The following is a 16,393-nucleotide window of genomic DNA, read 5'->3' on the forward strand; positions in this document are numbered from 1 at the left end:
GTGAATAGGCTGGACTTTTCCGGAGCTTACTCACAATCACCAGCTCAGGGGAGCCAGGGACCCGCTTCGGTGGGTTCCGGACACCCACCCCACCTCCCGGGCCCAAAAAGAAGCCGCCCCTCCCCGGGTGGGCGAGGGGCGGCTGAAGCCTGCACCGAGGGCGAATGCCCCCGGGTCAATCGTTACTCAACGACGGGCGGCTCCGGAACCGTGACCTCGGCGGGGAGGTCGTTGCAGCCCTCGGGGAAGAGCGCCGTGGTCCAGGTGTTGTTCGCCTCGGGGATCACACCCGCGTCGTTGAAGCAGCTAAAGGTGCTGGTGCCGCCGTCCACGCAGGGCGCGTGCGTATAGGTGTCCCACACGCCGCGGATACCATCCGGGAAGGTGACGGAGCCGCCATCGTTCACGATGACGCGGTAGTCGCAACGCGGCGTCCCGCCGTCCTGCGTCGTGCCGAAGGTGGTGTTGTTGTTCACCAGCACGCCACCGGAGACCTCGAAGCCGTAGTGAATGTCGTCCCCCTCGATGGCGGACAGGCGCTTCAGCGCGGTGGGGTTGGCGTCGGTCAGCGTCAGCGGGCCCTGGATGTGGACGCGCGCGCCCAGGTACTCCTGGTTGGGCCGGCCGGAGCCGCCATCCGAGTTGCCGAAGCCGTTGGTGATGCTGACCTCGACGTCGTTCGGCGCCGTCATCGTGTTCGTCTTCGTGATGGTCATCGGCGTGGCTTCGCCGGTGCCGCGGAAGTCGAAGTTGTTCTTCAGGACCTTGCGGTAGCCCTCGCGGTCCGTGAAGCGGCTGTTGTTCTGCACGTAGCCCTGGATGGTGAGGACGTCACCACGCACCGGGACGTACGTGTTGGGCGGATCCGTCCGGAACTTCTGGACGAAGATGCCGTCCTGCGGGTTGTTCGGATCCGCGACCCAGAAGTCGGCGGACACGCCCTGGGCGTTCGTGGAGACGCGCGCCACGGTGGTGACGACCACGCCCTCCAGGATGATCTGCGGACGGTCCTCCAGGAGGCGCGCCTCGCGGATGGTCACCGTCTGGACACCACCGTCACCCGGATTGGTGCCCGCGTCGCCCGTGCCCGCATCGCCCGTGCCCGCGTCACCCGTGCCGGAGTCCGGGGTGCAGGTTCCAACACAGCCAGCGTCCGGAACAGGATCCGGACCGTCATCGCGGCCAGAACAGCCCGCCATGGAAGCCATCGTCGCCGCGGTGACCAGCGCCGCCGCGCCCAGCGTCTTGCGCAGTTGCATTTTCGAGATTCTCCATTCGATCCGGCGCCGCGGTTGCTGAGAACCGCCGCCTGTCGGCCAGGGGTTGGGGCCTTATACCGGTGCCTCGCGGGGGGCGGCAAGGAAGCCACCTTGTCCAAGGTGTCAGACAGGTGAAATCGAAACCGCGGGCATTGCACAGATGAACGTTCCCACGCCTGTGAAGGTCCCCTCGAAATCCATTTAGCCGAGGTATCCAGGACAGTGCGTCATGCACGGAGTGCGACTGTTCAGCGGCGACGACAAACACGCTCGGTGTGACAGTTGGACGAACCACGCACGCGCGCTCCGCGCGAATCCATGTCGACCGCGCACCTTCCCCATACCGCCAGTCGCTACACTGGGGGCATGGCTTCCCCGACCCTTCCCTTTCTCCAGGGCCTGCGGCCCACGTTGCACATCGCCCATCGCGGGGGCGCGGCGCTGGCGCCGGAGAACACGTTGCCCGCGTTCCGTCAGGCGGTGGCGCGGTACCGCACGGACATGCTGGAGCTCGACCTCCACCTCACGCGGGATGGAGAGCTCGTCGTCGCGCACGACGCCACGCTGGAGCGCTGCACGGACGGCACCGGCGCGCTCGCGGACCTCACCCTGGCCGAACTCCAGCGCCTGGACGCGGGCTTCCAGTTCACGCCGGATGAAGGCCGCACCTTCCCGTTCCGGGGCCAGGACGTGCGCATCCCCACCTTCCGCGAGCTGCTGCGCGCGTTCCCCGAGCTGCGGCTCAACGTGGAGATCAAGCCGGACGTGCCGGGCATCGAGGACGTCTTCGCCCAACTCCTTCAAGAGGAAGGCGCGTTGGAGCGCATCTGCATGGGCAGCGAACAAGACGCCATCGCGGAGCGGCTGGTCGCGCGGCTTCCGTCCGCCTGCCACTTCTATCCTCGCGACGCGCTGGCGGCCTTCGTCATTGGCCTGCGCAGCGGAAACCCGCCGCCGGAGGACGCGCGCTACACCGTGCTCGACATGCCGCTGTACTTCGGAGACATCCGGCTGGTGGACGCGGAGTTCCTGCGGGCGTGCGCGGCCCGAGGCAAGTGGGTCAACGTCTGGACCGTGGATGACCCCGGGGAGATGCGGCAGCTTCTGGCGGAGGGGGTCGGCGGCATCATGACCGACCGGCCGGACGTCCTGAGGCAGATCATGGACGCCCCCCCGAAGCCGGGATAAGCCCCGGATTCATGCCTCGCACCCCCGCTCGCACGCGCTCGAAGCCCGCCCCGGCCGCTCCCGCTCCGGAAGCGGCTCCCAAGGCCCCTTCGCGTCCCCGCAACACGCTGCGCGTCAAGGTGCCCAAGGCGCGCCGCTTCGTGGCGCTGGCGGGCAACATCGGGGCGGGCAAGACGACGGCGGCGAAGATGATCAGCCAGGCCTTCGGGTACGAGCTGTTCGACGAGCCCGTCATCGACAACCGCTTCCTGCGTGACTACTACGCGGACATGTCGCGCTGGTCCTTCACGCTCCAGCTCGAGTTCCTCATCCGGCGCGTCGAGCACCACGAGCTCATCCACACGTACCGCCGAAGCTGCGTGCAGGACCGCACGCTGTACGAGGACCCGGAAATCTTCGCCAAGTACCTCCACGGCCTGGGGCACCTGACGAACGCGGAGCTGGACCTGTACTACGAATACTTCCAGCGCCTGTCGCGCCACATCATCCGGCCCGACAAGGTCATCTGCTTCGAGGTGGGCAGCGTGGACGTGCTGCTCCAGCGCATCCGCACCCGGGGCCGCGAGGAGGAGAAGGGCATCCGCCACCAGTTCCTCCGGGGCCTCAATGGCTACTACGCCAGCTTCCCCCTGGTGCTTCAGGAGAAGTACGGCGTGGACTGCCTCGTCATGGACGTGTCCAAGCAGGACATCCGGCGGGGCCGGGGGCGCGAGGAGTTCCTCGACAGCGTCTCCACCTTCCTGGCCTGAGCACCCGGCGGGCCGAGTGCCAGCGCGCCCTTTCCTTGCGGTACGACGGGACACGGGCCGGTGCGCCGCGTTAGAGCATGACGCATCGAACGGATGACTCGGCGCGGCGACACCCCGCGCCCTGTCCGACAACCCGAGGTGCGCGATGAACGACCTGGCCCCGAAGAGCCCCAAGGACACGGAGGTGGTGATGACCCAGCTCATCCTCCCTCCGGACGCCAACAACCTGAACGCCGCGTTCGGTGGCAAGGTGATGCAGTGGATCGACATCTGCGGGGCCGTGGCCGCGCAGCGCCACTGCCGTCAGGTGGTCGTCACCGCCTCCATGGACGACCTGCACTTCCACGCCCCCATCAAGGTGGGCTGGGTGGCGCTGCTGCACAGCCGCGTCCTGGCCGCCTTCCGCACCTCCATGGAGGTGGGCGTCACGGTGCACGCGGAGAACCCGCTCACCGGTGAGCGGCACCTCACCACCAGCGCGCTGCTGACCTTCGTGGCCATCGACAAGGAGGGCCAGCGCGTGCAGGTGCCGCCGCTCATCCTGGAGACGGACGCGGACCGCGCCGCGCTGAAGGAGGCCGAGGCACGCAGGGCCCAGCGGCTCGCGCGCCAGAAGCAGAACCAGAGCTGGCTGCAGGTGATGACGCCCATCGCGGGCGCCTGAAGTCCGCGCGCCGGCGCCACGAACGCACGAAGGCCGGGCGAGGCAGATGCCCCGTCCCGGCCTCGGCGCCCGAAACATCCGGGCGTGAACTCACGCCGTGCGGCTCAGGTCGTGAACGACGTGCCGCAGCCGCAGGAGGACTTCGCGTTCGGGTTGTTGAACTTGAAGCCCGAGCCGGTGATGGCGGAGACGTAGTCAATCTCCGTGCCGCCCAGGTACTGGCTGCTCATCGGGTCGGAGGCGATCTTCACGCCGTCCTGCTCCCACGTGAGGTCACCGGCCTTGGACTCCTTGACCAGGTTCAAGTCGTAGCCCAGGCCGCTGCAGCCGGCGGGCACGACGCGGATGGAGAAGAAGTAGTCCTCGAAGCCCTGGGCCTTGATGACGCTCTTCACCTGCGCGATGGCGGCGTCCGTCAGGCGCACGGCCACCGGAGTGGCCTGGGGAGCCGGCGAGGCGGCGGGGGCGGCGGAAGTCGTGGGGGTGCTGTCCATGTCCATGTCTCCTCTGAGGGACTTATAACGCCCGGGCCCGGAAAATCCATCGGCCCAGCCCCTGGGTTATATGCACCGGACATGGCTCGGACCTTCCAGACACTGCTGGCCGGAGTGAAACAGGAGATTCGCGAGGTCTCCGTGGAGGACGTGAAGCGGCTGCTGGAGGCCCGAGCCCCCGTGAAGCTGCTCGATGTCCGGGAATCGGACGAGTACGCCGGGGGCCGGCTGCCCGGGGCCCTCCATATTCCAAGGGGTTATCTGGAGCTGCGCGTGGAAGGCCAGGTCCAGCGGGACGAAGAGGTCGTCGTCTACTGCGCGGGCGGAACCCGCTCCGCCCTGGCCGCCAAGACGCTGAAGGAGCTGGGGTACGAGCGGGTGGCTTCCCTGGCGGGGGGCTACAACCGCTGGAGCGACGCCGCCCTCCCCGTGGAGAAGCCCTTCGTCCTCTCCGCCGAGCAGAAGGAGCGCTACCGCCGCCACCTGAGCCTCCCCGAGGTCGGCGAGGCGGGCCAGGCGAAGCTGCTCCAGGCCCGCGTGCTGCTGCTCGGGGCCGGCGGGCTGGGCTCACCCGCGGCGCTGTACCTCGCCGCCGCGGGCGTGGGAACGCTGGGCATCGTCGACTCGGACGTGGTGGACCTGAGCAACCTCCAGCGGCAGGTCATCCACACCCGCGAGCGGCAGGGCCAGCCCAAGGTGGCCAGCGCCCGGGCCGCCATCGAAGCGCTCAACCCGGACGTGAAGGTGGTGGGCTTCGAGGAGCGCCTGGACTCGCGCAACGTCCTGCGCATCCTGGAGGGCTTCGACCTCGTCCTGGACGGCGGCGACAACTTCCCCACGCGCTACCTGCTCAACGACGCGTGCGTGATGCTGGGCAAGCCCAACGTCCACGGCTCCATCTTCCGCTTCGAGGGCCAGGTGACGACGTTCCACCCCGGCCAGGGCCCCTGCTACCGCTGCCTGTACCCCGCGCCGCCGCCGCCCGAGCTGGCGCCCTCCTGCGCCGAAGCCGGCGTCCTGGGGGTGCTGCCCGGCGTCATGGGCCTGCTCCAGGCCACCGAGGCCCTCAAGCTCATCCTCGGCCAGGGGGCGCCGCTCGTGGGGCGGCTGCTCACCTTCGACGCGCTGGGCTCCCGCTTCCAGGAGCTCAAGCTGCGCCGGGACGCCCAGTGCCCGGTGTGCGCGCCGGGCACGAAGGTGGAGCTCATCGACTACGAACGTTTCTGCGCCGCGCCCACCTCCGCCTGAAGGCCCACGCTCACCATGCCCATCCCCGAGATTGCCCCCGCCCGACTCGCCGAGCTGCTCGCCGGCCCCGCGGACGCCCGCCCCGCCCTGCTCGACGTGCGCTTCTCCCACGAGCACGAATGGGTGGCGCTGCCAGACTCGCTGCTGATTCCGCTGCCGGAGTTGGAGGAGCGCGCCGCCGAACTGGAGCCGCTGCGCGGCCGGCCTGTCGTCGTCTACTGCCACCATGGGGTGCGCAGCCTGGATGGCGCGGCCTACCTCATGTCGCTGGGCATCGACGCGGTGTCGCTGCGAGGCGGCATCGACCTGTACTCACGGCAGGTGGACCCCACCCTGCCCCGCTACTGACGGGGCGCAGCGGGCGTCCTAACCGGTGAAGGCGGACAGGTCCTCGGTCTGCTTGTTGATGATGCCGGGCTTGATGTCGACCTCGAACATGAAGGGCTCCGTCAGCGGCCCGCCATGGAGCTCCAGCTTGTGGAGGCCCTCCATGAGCTCAATCTTCATGCCCTTGTTGCCCAGGTAGGTGCCCATGTCCTGGCCACCGCGCCGCACCGAGATGCCGCGCAGGCCGTCCGGCTTCAGCGTGAGCTGGAGCTGACCCCGGCGGAACTCGTAGGTGAAGGACTTGGCCTGCCCGGGCTCGCCGAAAGCGAGCGTGTCGCTCTCTTCCTTGTAGATGCCCTGCTGCTCGTTCACGAGGATGAGCGTGTCCTGCAGGTGCGCGCCCGCCGCGTTGACGATGGGCGTCTCCCCCAGCTCCGTCACCGGCTGCGGGCTGCCACACCGGGCGTTGTGCCGCACCGACACCCGAACCTTCTCGTTGGTGTTGACGGACAGCGTCACCGCCTGGCCATCCGTGGCGCGGCTGTTGAGCACCGCGAGGATGGGCTTGTGGAACACGAAGCCCACCGCCAGCAACCCGACGATGAACCCGATGGTGGCCACGTTGCGCTTGGACACCCCGGCGCGAGCGCTGCGCGCGGACTTCTCCAGCGCGCGGTCGACCTCCGCGGCATCTTCCCGGGAGCGCGCGACGGAGATGCTCGAGGTGCGCGAGCGCGGCGGCGCGGACGGCATCTCCGCGCGGCTCGACGTACGGCGGCGCGCGGGGGCCTCGGCGGCGTGGACACCGGTCTGCATGCCCGTGCGGCGGCGGGGCGGCGGCGCGGGCTCCGGCGGCGGCAGCATCGTCCGCTCGTCGTCGTCGTCCTCATCCTCCATCCGCGTGCGCTCATCGACCGCGGCCATGCTCGCGCGCGAGCGCGACGGAGGCGGCGGACCGGGGTCGTCCACGATGGGCGAGGCGCGCGTGGCGGAGCGGCGAGGCGGCGGCGGATCCCCCGCCCGGCTCAAATCCGACCGGGAGCTGGTCCGGGCAATCTGCGTGGAGTTGGGGTTGGAGGGACGGCGCAGCTCCGCCGAGGTCCTGCTCCGGCGCGGCGGCGCGTCATCGACGCTCGACGGCGCTTCCCACTCCGGGTCGTCCGACTCCACCGCGGGCACGGCTGCGGAGGTCCGCCGGGGCGGCGGCAGGGACGCGCGGGAGGAAGAACCCCGCGCGCGCTCGCGCACCGAGGCCTCGCCCGGGGGCGCCTCCCAGTTCATGTCCGCGGCCGAGCTGCGGCTCCGGCCCCGCTCCTGCGGCGGCGGCGTGGGCGGCATCGGCGTACCGGAGTTGGCGGAGTCCTCGCCCACGGGAACGACCTGCCCCTGAGCCTTCTCCTCCGACAGCCGATCGGCGAAGAGCGTCTCCATCAGCTCGGAAATCTGGACCGAGCCGGCCACCCAGCGCTGCCCGACGAGGATCTCCTCGAGCGCCACCTGGAACTGGCGCGCATCGCGGTACCGGTCGTCCGAGTTCTTCGCGATGGCCCGCATCACCACCGGGTCCATCTCCTCCGGCACGTCCGCCACCTGCGAGGGCGCGGCGATGGCGCACTCCATGGCGGCCTGCAGCGTGGCCAGCTCCGAGTCACGCTTCAGCGGGCGCACGCCCGTGAGCAGCTCGTAGAGCACCAGGCCGATGGCGAAGATGTCCGCGCGTCCGTCCAGCGGCTTGCCGGCGGCCTGCTCCGGCGCCATGTACGCGAACTTGCCCTTGATGGCGCCGGACTTGGTCAGCGACGCCTGGTCCGCCGCCTTGGCGATACCGAAGTCCACCAGCTTCACCGAGCCGTCGAAGCTGATCAGGATGTTCTGCGGCGAGATGTCGCGGTGCACCACGCGCAGCGGGCGCCCGGCGTCATCCATGCGGCTGTGGGCGTAGTGCAGGCCCTCGCACGCGGCGGCGACGATGCGGATGGCCAGCGGCCGGGCCACCCACTGGCCCGTGCTCGCGGCCTTGCGCATCACCCGGCCGAGGTCCTCGCCGTGGATGAACTCCATGGCGATGTAGTAGGTGCCGTTGGCCTCGCCGAACTCGTAGACCTGGGCGATGTTCGGGTGGTTGAAGCGCGCCGCGATCAGCGCCTCGTTCCGGAACATCTCCACGAACTCACGGTCCTCCGCGAGGTGCGGGAGGATGCGCTTCACCACGAGGTTCTTGTGGAACCCCTCGATGCCCGTCTGGCGCGCCAGCCAGACCTCGGCCATGCCGCCCGTGGCGAGCTTCTTAAGAAGCTGATATTTCCCGAATGATTGTGGGTTCATCCCGGGACATTGCCGGCGGGGAGCAGGCTCAGGTGGAATGCAGCAGGGCAGCGCATCTTAGAGGACAGCCGCTTCAGAGGCAAAGGCGGGCCGTTTCGACAACCGGGTGGGGACTGCTTGCCTGCCTCTTGATTGCCAGTACCACGGTTGCAGCCCCCGCCAACGATCAGATTCGCGTCGAACGCCGGGGAAATGTCCTGGAGCTCCGCTGGTCGGACGCCGAGGAACGCCTGCAGGGTACGCTTCACCCCGCCATGCCGCGTGAGGGAGAGCCCATCTCCGTGTCGCTGCATGTAGGTAACTTCGAGGGTCCCGAGTTCGACGGCCCCCTCACCCTCACCTTCCATCCCGTCGGCTCTCCGACGCAGCAGACGAAGACGCTGAAGCGGGATGGGGTCAACTGGCACACCGAGCTGACGCCGGACGAGCCCGGCCCCTGGGATTTGGAGGTGCGGTACCAGGGCACCCGGCTCAAGGTGCTGACGGCGCGCTTCTCGGTGGCGAGCACCCCCATTCCCCAAGGCCTGGGCTGGGGACTGGTCCTGGTGGGCGCGGGCGCGGCGTTGGCGTTCGGCGTGCGCAACGTGCTGCGGCGCATGCAGGCGTCGCGTACCAGCCCGGAGGCTCCGGCCGCCGTCCCCTCCCCTCCGGCCGAGGCCCCGCCAGCGAAACCCGACGAGGCCCCCGCCCCACCGGCCGATCCTCCGTCCGGGCAGTAACTCCTTCCAAGCGACGGACATTCGTACAGGGTCGCCTGCCGGGGACGTGGGAACTTTGGTTCCCTGTCACGGCAGCGTGACGCCCTGGTCACGGTTTTTCTACGCCGTCCGGCCCGGATTGCGTTCGAAACCGGACCGCGCATGACCCTCCGCGTCCGCTCTCCGATCGGGCACCCGTGTTGCAGTGGACGCGCTCCGGTGGCGGTCGGGGAGGCGTGGACATGGGCGGGTGGCGGGTGGAAGAGCGGGCGAAGCGGGGCCTTCTCGTCGCGATACTGATGGGGGTGCCGGCGGTGGCCACCGCTGCATCCCCCGACCCTCGGACGGAGTCGGTTGTCGCGGAGGCGGAAGAGGAGCCCTCCTCAGCCGACGTGGTCGACGAAGTGGCGCCCGCCAAGATGATGTCCTTGGACGGCGCGGAGACGTACCTCACCTCCCCGGACGACGTCGTGGATGCACGGCTCGAGGGGGCGGTGGCGCAGGCGATGCCGCCGTCGGAGCAGACGCCCACGGGCGCGCAGCCTCCGGTGGTGAATCCGCTGCCCGGGAGCGGCGACGCCGCCCAGACGCAGCAGGACGCGAAGCAGCGCAAGGCGAAGCGGCGGCCGGGACAGCCCCAGGAAGACTCGCTGGGTGAGAATCCGGACGCGCTCGACGACAAGCCCGCGGATGAGGTGCAGCCCATCCGTGTCATCGGCCGCGTGTCGGCGCGGGCGCGCGCGGACGAGCGCAACCAGTTCCAGCGCCGGATGTCCGTGGCGGACGCGCGCGTGGGCGTGAGCACGTCGCTGTCCAACCTCGAGGCGGAGGTGACGGCGGACCTGGCGGACTCGAACATGCTCAAGGACGCCTTCGTGCGTCTGGCGGATGACCAGAAGCGCTTCCGCCTCTATGGCGGCCAGTTCAAGACGCCCTTCCTGCAGCGCTCGCTGGAGTCGTCGTGGGATTTGCCCCTCCAGACGCGCGGCCTGGTGGAGGACTACATCACCGACGCGCACCAGATGGGTGGCCGCCGCATGGGGCTCATGGGCGAGGTCCGGCTCAAGGACGTCTGGGGCCTCAAGGTCTCCGCGGGCTTCTTCCAGGGCGGCATCGACGAGGCGGGCGTGCGGATGAAGGAGGACGCGTCGGCGCGCGTGAGCCTGCGTCCCTTCAACTTCAAGCCGCTCACCGTGGGCGTCAGCACCTACGTGTCCGAGGCCATGGGGCTGGCGCGCAAGCACGCGGTGGCGGCCGACGCGGAGCTGAAGGTCGCCGGCTTCGTCTTCACGGGTGAGGCCATCTCCGGGCGGCTGCCCATGGGGCCCTTCACCGCGCAGATGCTGCTGGCCCAGTACCTCATCCACATCGGGGAAGAGTGGGCCATCCAGCCCGTCGCGGGTGTCGAGTCGCTCCAGCTTCGCGGCGACGTGGTGCGCGGTGACGGACACGCGTTGGTGGGCGGCTTCAACGTGCTGCTCGGCTCCCGCTTCCGGGCCCAGTTCCAGACGGAACGCGCGCTGCGCCCCGGCGACGAATTTCCTGGTCTGCAGCACTCCATCGAACTCGGCGCACGCTTCTGAGCACGGAGAGCCAAACGATGCTGTCGTTCGCGGAAGGTGAAGTCACCAAGCTCCGTCGGGAGTTCAAGCTGGTGCTGGAGGCGCAGACGGCCGCCGTGCTGAGCACGCGCCTGTCGTTGGAGCTGGAAGGGCACCTGCCGCCCCCCACGCGCATCGTCTCCGTCTACTTCGACCGGCCCGGCGGTCCCCTGGCGGCGCGGGCGATGCTCACGCCGGACGACTGTCTCAAGGTGCGGACCAAGGAGTACTCACCGGACCTGGGCGCCAGCGGCGCGGCGCGCGTGGTGTTGGAGGTGAAGCGGGAGCGGCGCGGCCTGACGCAGAAGCGCCGCGTCTGGGTTCCGCGCACGGACCTGGGCCGGGTGCTGCGCGGCGGCGCCAGCCTGTTGCCGCTCATCGCGGGAGGCAGCCTGAGTCCGGTGCTCGCGGTGACGTACACGCGGCACGTGTACCAGTCGTCACGTGCGTGGCGGGTGACGGTGGATCGCGACATTCGCTACCACCGGATTGCTCCGGAGCTGGCCATGTCCCAGCTTCCGCTGACGGTGGAGCGGCTGGAGCCCGCGCAGTGGCTGGAGCCGCGGGTGGTGGTGGAAGTGAAGCACCTCGGGCACGAGCTGCCCGACTGGCTGGCGTCGCTCAATCCGGGTGGAGCGCCGGCCTACAGCAAGTTCTCAGAGGGCATGACGAAGGTCCACACCTTCGCCACGGACGGCGTCGCAGGGGGATAGGGCACAGTGTTCATCGACTTCGAAGGAATTGATGGCAGCGGCAAGACGACGCTCTCCAACCTGCTGTCCGCGAAGCTCAAGCGGCTGGGGTACCGGGTGGCGCACGCGCGGGAGGGCGGCGAGCTGCAAGCCCCCACGGCGCGGCGCGTGCGGGAGCTGACGCGCGACTCGCGGCTGCTGGAGATGTCGCCGCGCGCGGAGTTCTTCCTCAACCTGGCGCGGGACGCACAGCAACTGGACGAAGTGATTGCCCCCGCGCTGTCTCGCGGCGAGGTGTGCATCAGCGACCGCTACCTGTACTCGCAGCTCGCGTTGAGCGGCGGGGGCCGGGGACTTCCCATGGACGAACTGCGGCCGGCGTGCGAGCTGGCCTCGCAGGGGCTGTGGCCCGACCTGGTCATCCTGGTGGATGTGGACCCGGACCTCGCGCGGCTGCGCAAGCGCCTGGGCAAGCTTCAGAGCAAGCGCGCCAGTGACGGTGACAGCCGCAAGGGCCTGGCCGGCGCGGGGCTGGCGGTCCGGGTGCGTGAGTCCTTCCTGGAGATGGCGCGCAAGGACCCGCAGCGCTGGCTCATCCTGGAGAACAACGACGTGCCCTTGCGCGTGCTGGAGCAGCGCCTGGTGGATGCCGTGGTGGCCCGGCTGGAGGGACGCGAGATGCAGGTGCAGCGCATCGTCCCCGCGTCCAACCACCGCGCTTCCGAGGGCGCCATCACCGTCCAGAACGTGGAGGAGCGCTTCTTCCAGACGTTGGACGCGGTGGAGCAACGCGAGCCAGCGCTCGCGGCGTGGATGCTGAGCGGCATCCCGGGGCTGCCCGCGCACCAGCGGCGGCTGGCCTTCGCGGAGCGCTTCCCCGCCCTCATCGCGCGCGGCATGAACGGCCTGGAGGACGCGCCCGCCATGGACCTGCGCGAGGTGCTCGCCGACGTCGCGCCCGCGGACGTGGCCTTCAGTCTCACGGGCCGGACGGGCACGCGCGCGGCCATGCTGCGCCAGCGGCTGTACGCGCAGGCCCCCGCCGAGGTGCTGGCGAGCCTCAAGCATGACGACTCACCGCAGGCCTGGGCCCTGCGCGAGCGGGCCATGCGGGACGGCCGGCTGACCGAGGTGCTCGGCAGTCTGGCCGGACAGGACTGCGAGGAGGCCTGGGTGGTGCGCGAGGCCGGCATGCAGCGCAAGCTGTACGCGGACGTGGCGCGCAGCCTCACCGGACTGGCGGGGAGCCGCGCGGACGCGCTTCGGGAGGTGCTGCTGCCCCATGACCGGCTCGCCGTGCTGCGCAGCACCCAGGGCCTGGACACGCCGGTGGCGCGCGGCCTGCGCGAGGCGCTCGCGGGCAAGGCCCTGAAGCTGGTGCTCCGCTCGGTGACGGGCCTGGACACGGAGGAAGCCTGGGCCCTGCGCGAGCGCGGCGCCCCGCTGACGAAGGAGGCGCTGGACTCCCTCGATGGAATGGATGACCCGCGCGCCTGGAAGCTGCGTGTGGAGCACCTGGAGCGTTGGCCCACCACGGCGGTGTCGTCGCTGGAAGGGTTGCCCCTGGGGCCGCACGCCCAGGCGCTCATCGACCGCGTGTTGGCCGCGAACCCCGGCAAGCTGCCGCTGCTGCGCAACGCCTACGCCGTGGTCGCCACCGCCAGAACGCTCGCCGCGCCCGCGTCGGCCCCGCGCCGGGCGGAAGTCGACGCGCCCACCCGGATGGAGGCCTAGCCCCACACCATGGATGCTCCATTCTCAGCCCTCTTCGAGGGCGCGAAGGCGGAATTCAGCTCGCTGTCCGTCGCCGCGATTCTCCCGCGGATGCTGGCGGCGGCCCTCATCGGAACGCTCCTGTCGCTGCGGCCCTGGCGTCTGCTCATGAAGCGGGCGCTGCCCAAGGCGGACATGATTCAGGCCCAGGTGCTGCTCTGCGCGGCGGCGGCGGTCATCACCGCCGTCATCGGGGACAGCCTGGCGAAGGCCTTCGGCCTGGTGGGCCTGGGCGGATTCGTGCGCTTCCGTTCCGGACTCAAGGACCCGCGCGACGCGGCCATCCTGTTCCTGATGATTGGCCTGGGCATGGCGTGTGGACACGGCAGCCTGGGGCTGGCCTCCGTCGGCATGTTGTTCGTCATGGCCCTGCTCTTCGTCCTGGACCTGTTCAACCGGGACGAGGCGCAGCCGGGCGCGGTGAAGCAGCGGCTGCTCCTGTCCGCGCAGTCGGACGACCTGGTGGGCGCGGAGGCCACGCTGCGCCGCGCGCTGGGTGAGCGCAACGTGATGGTGAAGAGCTGCGCGCTCGACTTCGACGGGCGGCGGCTGGAGTTGGAAGTGGAGGAGCCAGAGCCGGGCTCCCTCGCGGCGGCGCTGGGCCGCACCGAGGGCACATCCCTGCGCGGCTTGCGGTGGACGGCGGTGAATCCAAGGAGCACAGGCGGCACACGGGAGGAGCGGGTATGAGGCACGGATGGGTGGCCGCGTTCGCGGCGGGGTGGTTGGTGGCGTGCGGTGGGAACAGTCTGCCCGTGGGGGATGGACAGGGAGGACCTCCGGGTGGCGGCTCACTCCCGGGAGATCCGGTGGTGCCAGGAGGACCGGGTGGCCAGGGCGAGGACCCGGCTCCGTCCGAGCTGACGACCTTGTGGCCGCTGACGCAGGGCTCCACGTGGACCTATGACATCCAGGACCCCGTCCATGGCAACTTCAAGAAGGTGGTGACCGTCAAGGGCGCGGGCGAGGTCCCCGGACAGCCCGGCGTCAACGCCGTCGAGGTGCACAGCCGGCAGGACCGCGTCCTCAATGGCTTCGTGTACGAGGAGGTCTCCTGGCAGGTGGAGCTCACCAACGGGCTCGTCGTGCGCCTGCGCGAAGACGACTTCCGGGACGGCCAGCAACTGCGCTCCACCACCTGGAACCCCGCCACCGTGAAGTCCGTGGCGGGCGTCCCGGACGCCCTGCCCTGGACGTACAAGAGCGACGTGCTCGAGTACATCACCCTGGGCGACGGCACCCGGGAGCAGAAGGACCCCACGTACATCTGGAAGGTGCTGGAGACGGGCGTGACGGTGCAGACGCGCGCCGGCACCTTCACCAACGCGGTCAAGATTCAGCGCGACAAGGTCAACAACAGCGGCGAGGTGAAGCAGGACAAGACGCGCTTCTACTGGCTCGTTCCCGGTATCGGGAAGGTGCGTGAGGAAGGCGAGCGCACCGAGGACCTGAGCGCGTACGACATCAAGAAGTAGCCGCCCCTTGTCTGGGGAGGCGGCGGTGGCGCGGGGGCTTGCTCCTCCGCCTCCTCCTCCAAGCAGGGGCAGGATGAAGGTCAGCGGTTGAACGGTTGGGCCTCCGTCCCGAGCTTGTTCGGGAGGAGGCCGCATGCACCGGAAGATCCCCTTTCACCTCGCTCCCTTCGCGGCCGCGCTGGCGCTGCTGGCGGCGAGTGCGAGCGCAGGCACCCTGTACCGGGACCCCTTCCTGCAGAAGGTGGGACCGGACACGGCGACGGTGGCCTTTCGGCTCGCGGCCGACTGTACGCCCGAGGTCCGCTACGGCGTGGGAGCGGCCGACCAGGCCGCTGTCTCCCAGGACCGTGGGAAGATTCACGCGGTGGTGCTCACGGGCCTGAAGCCCGGCACCGAGTACACCTACGAGGTGTCGGCCTGTGGCCTGCGCACGCCGGCCAAGCGCTTCCGCACCGCGCCCGTGCCCGGCACGCGCAACGTGCACTTCATCACCGTGGGCGACTTCGGAACGGGCGGCTCGAACCAGCGCAAGGTCGTCGCGGCCATGGTGAAGCAGCGGGCGGAGCTGTTCGTCGCGCTGGGCGACAACGCCTACGCCGACGGCACCGAGGCCGAAATCCAGAACAACCTCTTCGTGCCCATGGAGGCGCTGCTCGCCGAGGTGCCCTTCTACGCGTCGCTGGGCAACCACGAGTACGTGACGAACCAGGGGCAGCCCTACCTGGACAACCTCTACCTGCCCTCCAACAACCCCGATGGCACCGAGCGCTACTACTCGTTCGACTGGGGCCATGTGCACTTCGTGGCGCTCGACTCCAACTGCGCCGTGGGGCTGGCGTCGGCGGACCGTTGCACGCGCGACGCGCAGAAGGCGTGGCTGGAGCGCGACCTCGCGGGCTCGACGCAGCCGTGGAAGATTGTCTTCTTCCACCACCCGCCCTGGTCCAGCGGCGAGCACGGCTCGCAGCTCTCCATGCGCCGCCACTTCGGGCCCATCATGGAGAAGTACGGCGTGGACCTGGTGCTCACCGGGCACGACCACAACTACGAGCGCAGCAAGCCCATGAAGGGTGACGGCGTCGCCGCGCCGGGTGAGAAGGGCATCCCCTACCTCGTCGTGGGCGGCGGCGGCGCGACGCTGCGGCAGCTTCCCGGCACCAAGCCGGACTGGAGCGTCATCCGCGACAACCAGGCCTATGGCTTCCTGGACGTGAAGGTCGTCGACGGCACGCTCACCGCCCAACTGCTGGGCGCGGATGGCAGCACCGTGGACCGCTTCACGCTGGAGAAGAACCTGCCGCCCCTGGAGCCGCTCCCCGAAGGTGAGCTGGCGCTGATTGTCGAGGGCGAACGCGGCGTGGCCCCCCACCAGGCCCTGTTCCGCGCCACGCCGTCGCTCCAGGGCGCGACCGTGACGTGGGACTTTGGCGACGGTGGCGCGGCGGAAGGCGAGGCGGTGGACTACGTCTTCGCCCTGCCAGGGCAGTACACGGTGACGGCCACCGCCAGCCAGGGCGCGGTGAAGCAGACGGCCACCGCCCTGGTCCAGGTGACGCGGGCGGAGTCGCCGGGCGAAAACCCCGGGGCGCCGGATTCGGGCACCCCAGGAGACGAGACGCCGGACTCGGGCACCCCGGACGGGGGCTCGCCCTCGGGCCGGGCGATGGGGAGGACAACACCGCCAGCAGCGGCTGCGCCGCGGGCCCCACGGCCCCCCTCCTCCCCGCGGCCCTGGCCCTGCTGGCCGCCCGGCGCCTGTACCGGCGCCGTCCGTAAGCGCGCCCGCCGGCCCCTCCCGAGGGCATGACGCCCCGTGACGCGGGCTGGCGGGAGCCCGCGCCGCGCCCGCCCCTGGGAGACACCGGCCCGCCCGCCCGCCGGTCGGATTTGCTTTCCGCGC

The 16,393-nt window shown here is 70.1% G+C and carries 14 protein-coding genes and 1 pseudogene; 12 read left to right on the plus strand and 3 right to left on the minus strand.

Annotation, left to right across the window (positions count from 1 at the left end):
* Positions 1-182: 182 nt before the first annotated feature.
* Complete coding sequence (locus A176_RS21455; RefSeq protein WP_002639096.1) at positions 183-1,259, minus strand: hypothetical protein; 1,077 nt, start codon at positions 1,257-1,259, stop codon at positions 183-185.
* A 366-nt stretch (positions 1,260-1,625) separates the two neighbouring features.
* On the opposite strand from A176_RS21455, the gene A176_RS21460 reads away from it, so the two are divergent.
* From A176_RS21460 to A176_RS21470, 3 genes are all read left to right on the plus strand, one after another.
* Complete coding sequence (locus A176_RS21460) at positions 1,626-2,447, plus strand: glycerophosphodiester phosphodiesterase family protein (RefSeq protein ID WP_002639095.1); 822 nt, start codon at positions 1,626-1,628, stop codon at positions 2,445-2,447.
* Between the two features lie 11 nt (positions 2,448-2,458).
* Positions 2,459-3,196: a deoxynucleoside kinase gene (locus A176_RS21465; protein WP_002639094.1), complete on the plus strand. Its 738-nt coding sequence runs from the start codon at positions 2,459-2,461 to the stop codon at positions 3,194-3,196.
* A gap of 145 nt (positions 3,197-3,341) precedes the next feature.
* Positions 3,342-3,860, plus strand: a complete 519-nt coding sequence (locus A176_RS21470) for an acyl-CoA thioesterase (RefSeq protein ID WP_002639093.1) — start codon at positions 3,342-3,344, stop codon at positions 3,858-3,860.
* Positions 3,861-3,964: 104 nt separating this feature from the next.
* On the opposite strand, the gene A176_RS21475 is transcribed toward A176_RS21470, so the two are convergent.
* Positions 3,965-4,354 (minus strand): HesB/IscA family protein, encoded by a 390-nt coding sequence (locus A176_RS21475; RefSeq protein WP_002639092.1) that lies wholly within the window; start codon positions 4,352-4,354, stop codon positions 3,965-3,967.
* Between the two features lie 81 nt (positions 4,355-4,435).
* Here A176_RS21475 and moeB point away from each other — a divergent pair, with 81 nt between their 5' ends.
* Together moeB and A176_RS21485 are read left to right on the plus strand one after the other, a co-directional pair.
* Positions 4,436-5,602, plus strand: a complete 1,167-nt coding sequence (gene moeB / locus A176_RS21480; protein WP_002639091.1) for a molybdopterin-synthase adenylyltransferase MoeB — start codon at positions 4,436-4,438, stop codon at positions 5,600-5,602.
* Between the two features lie 15 nt (positions 5,603-5,617).
* Positions 5,618-5,950: a rhodanese-like domain-containing protein gene (locus A176_RS21485; protein ID WP_002639090.1), complete on the plus strand. Its 333-nt coding sequence runs from the start codon at positions 5,618-5,620 to the stop codon at positions 5,948-5,950.
* Positions 5,951-5,968: 18 nt separating this feature from the next.
* Here the strand turns inward: A176_RS21485 and A176_RS21490 are convergent, their stop codons facing one another.
* Positions 5,969-8,254 carry a serine/threonine protein kinase gene (locus tag A176_RS21490; RefSeq protein WP_002639089.1) on the minus strand — a complete coding sequence of 762 codons (2,286 nt, stop codon included), beginning with the start codon at positions 8,252-8,254 and terminating at the stop codon, positions 5,969-5,971.
* A 254-nt stretch (positions 8,255-8,508) separates the two neighbouring features.
* On the opposite strand from A176_RS21490, the gene A176_RS21495 reads away from it, so the two are divergent.
* The 7 genes and pseudogenes from A176_RS21495 to A176_RS21525 all read left to right on the plus strand — a co-directional run bounded on the left by A176_RS21495 (position 8,509) and on the right by A176_RS21525 (position 16,269).
* Complete coding sequence (locus A176_RS21495; RefSeq protein ID WP_002639088.1) at positions 8,509-8,973, plus strand: hypothetical protein; 465 nt, start codon at positions 8,509-8,511, stop codon at positions 8,971-8,973.
* Between the two features lie 221 nt (positions 8,974-9,194).
* Positions 9,195-10,535, plus strand: coding sequence for a hypothetical protein (locus A176_RS21500; RefSeq protein ID WP_002639087.1), 1,341 nt, complete (start codon positions 9,195-9,197; stop codon positions 10,533-10,535).
* 17 nt (positions 10,536-10,552) lie between these two features.
* The gene (locus A176_RS21505) at positions 10,553-11,266 is read left to right on the plus strand and encodes a VTC domain-containing protein (RefSeq protein ID WP_002639086.1); all 714 of its coding nucleotides are present in this window, start codon (positions 10,553-10,555) and stop codon (positions 11,264-11,266) included.
* A 6-nt stretch (positions 11,267-11,272) separates the two neighbouring features.
* Positions 11,273-12,979: a dTMP kinase gene (tmk, locus tag A176_RS21510; RefSeq protein ID WP_002639085.1), complete on the plus strand. Its 1,707-nt coding sequence runs from the start codon at positions 11,273-11,275 to the stop codon at positions 12,977-12,979.
* Between the two features lie 9 nt (positions 12,980-12,988).
* Positions 12,989-13,708, plus strand: a complete 720-nt coding sequence (locus A176_RS21515; protein WP_002639084.1) for a DUF4956 domain-containing protein — start codon at positions 12,989-12,991, stop codon at positions 13,706-13,708.
* Positions 13,705-14,493, plus strand: a complete 789-nt coding sequence (locus A176_RS21520) for a hypothetical protein (protein ID WP_044890052.1) — start codon at positions 13,705-13,707, stop codon at positions 14,491-14,493. Before A176_RS21515 ends, A176_RS21520 begins: the two co-directional genes overlap by 4 nt.
* Positions 14,494-14,626: 133 nt before the next feature.
* Positions 14,627-16,269: pseudogene (locus A176_RS21525) on the plus strand (metallophosphoesterase).
* Positions 16,270-16,393: the final 124 nt, after the last annotated feature.

The organism is Myxococcus hansupus (genome assembly GCF_000280925.3).
GTDB lineage: Bacteria > Myxococcota > Myxococcia > Myxococcales > Myxococcaceae > Myxococcus > Myxococcus hansupus.

Coding starts and splice junctions, on each gene's coding strand:
- A176_RS21455 (WP_002639096.1), bottom strand. CDS start 1,259: ATGCAACTGCGCAAGACGCTGGGCGCGGCGGCGCTGGTCACCGCGGCG.
- A176_RS21460 (WP_002639095.1), top strand. CDS start 1,626: ATGGCTTCCCCGACCCTTCCCTTTCTCCAGGGCCTGCGGCCCACGTTG.
- A176_RS21465 (WP_002639094.1), top strand. CDS start 2,459: ATGCCTCGCACCCCCGCTCGCACGCGCTCGAAGCCCGCCCCGGCCGCT.
- A176_RS21470 (WP_002639093.1), top strand. CDS start 3,342: ATGAACGACCTGGCCCCGAAGAGCCCCAAGGACACGGAGGTGGTGATG.
- A176_RS21475 (WP_002639092.1), bottom strand. CDS start 4,354: ATGGACAGCACCCCCACGACTTCCGCCGCCCCCGCCGCCTCGCCGGCT.
- moeB (WP_002639091.1), top strand. CDS start 4,436: ATGGCTCGGACCTTCCAGACACTGCTGGCCGGAGTGAAACAGGAGATT.
- A176_RS21485 (WP_002639090.1), top strand. CDS start 5,618: ATGCCCATCCCCGAGATTGCCCCCGCCCGACTCGCCGAGCTGCTCGCC.
- A176_RS21490 (WP_002639089.1), bottom strand. CDS start 8,254: ATGAACCCACAATCATTCGGGAAATATCAGCTTCTTAAGAAGCTCGCC.
- A176_RS21495 (WP_002639088.1), top strand. CDS start 8,509: ATGCCGCGTGAGGGAGAGCCCATCTCCGTGTCGCTGCATGTAGGTAAC.
- A176_RS21500 (WP_002639087.1), top strand. CDS start 9,195: ATGGGCGGGTGGCGGGTGGAAGAGCGGGCGAAGCGGGGCCTTCTCGTC.
- A176_RS21505 (WP_002639086.1), top strand. CDS start 10,553: ATGCTGTCGTTCGCGGAAGGTGAAGTCACCAAGCTCCGTCGGGAGTTC.
- A176_RS21515 (WP_002639084.1), top strand. CDS start 12,989: ATGGATGCTCCATTCTCAGCCCTCTTCGAGGGCGCGAAGGCGGAATTC.
- A176_RS21520 (WP_044890052.1), top strand. CDS start 13,705: ATGAGGCACGGATGGGTGGCCGCGTTCGCGGCGGGGTGGTTGGTGGCG.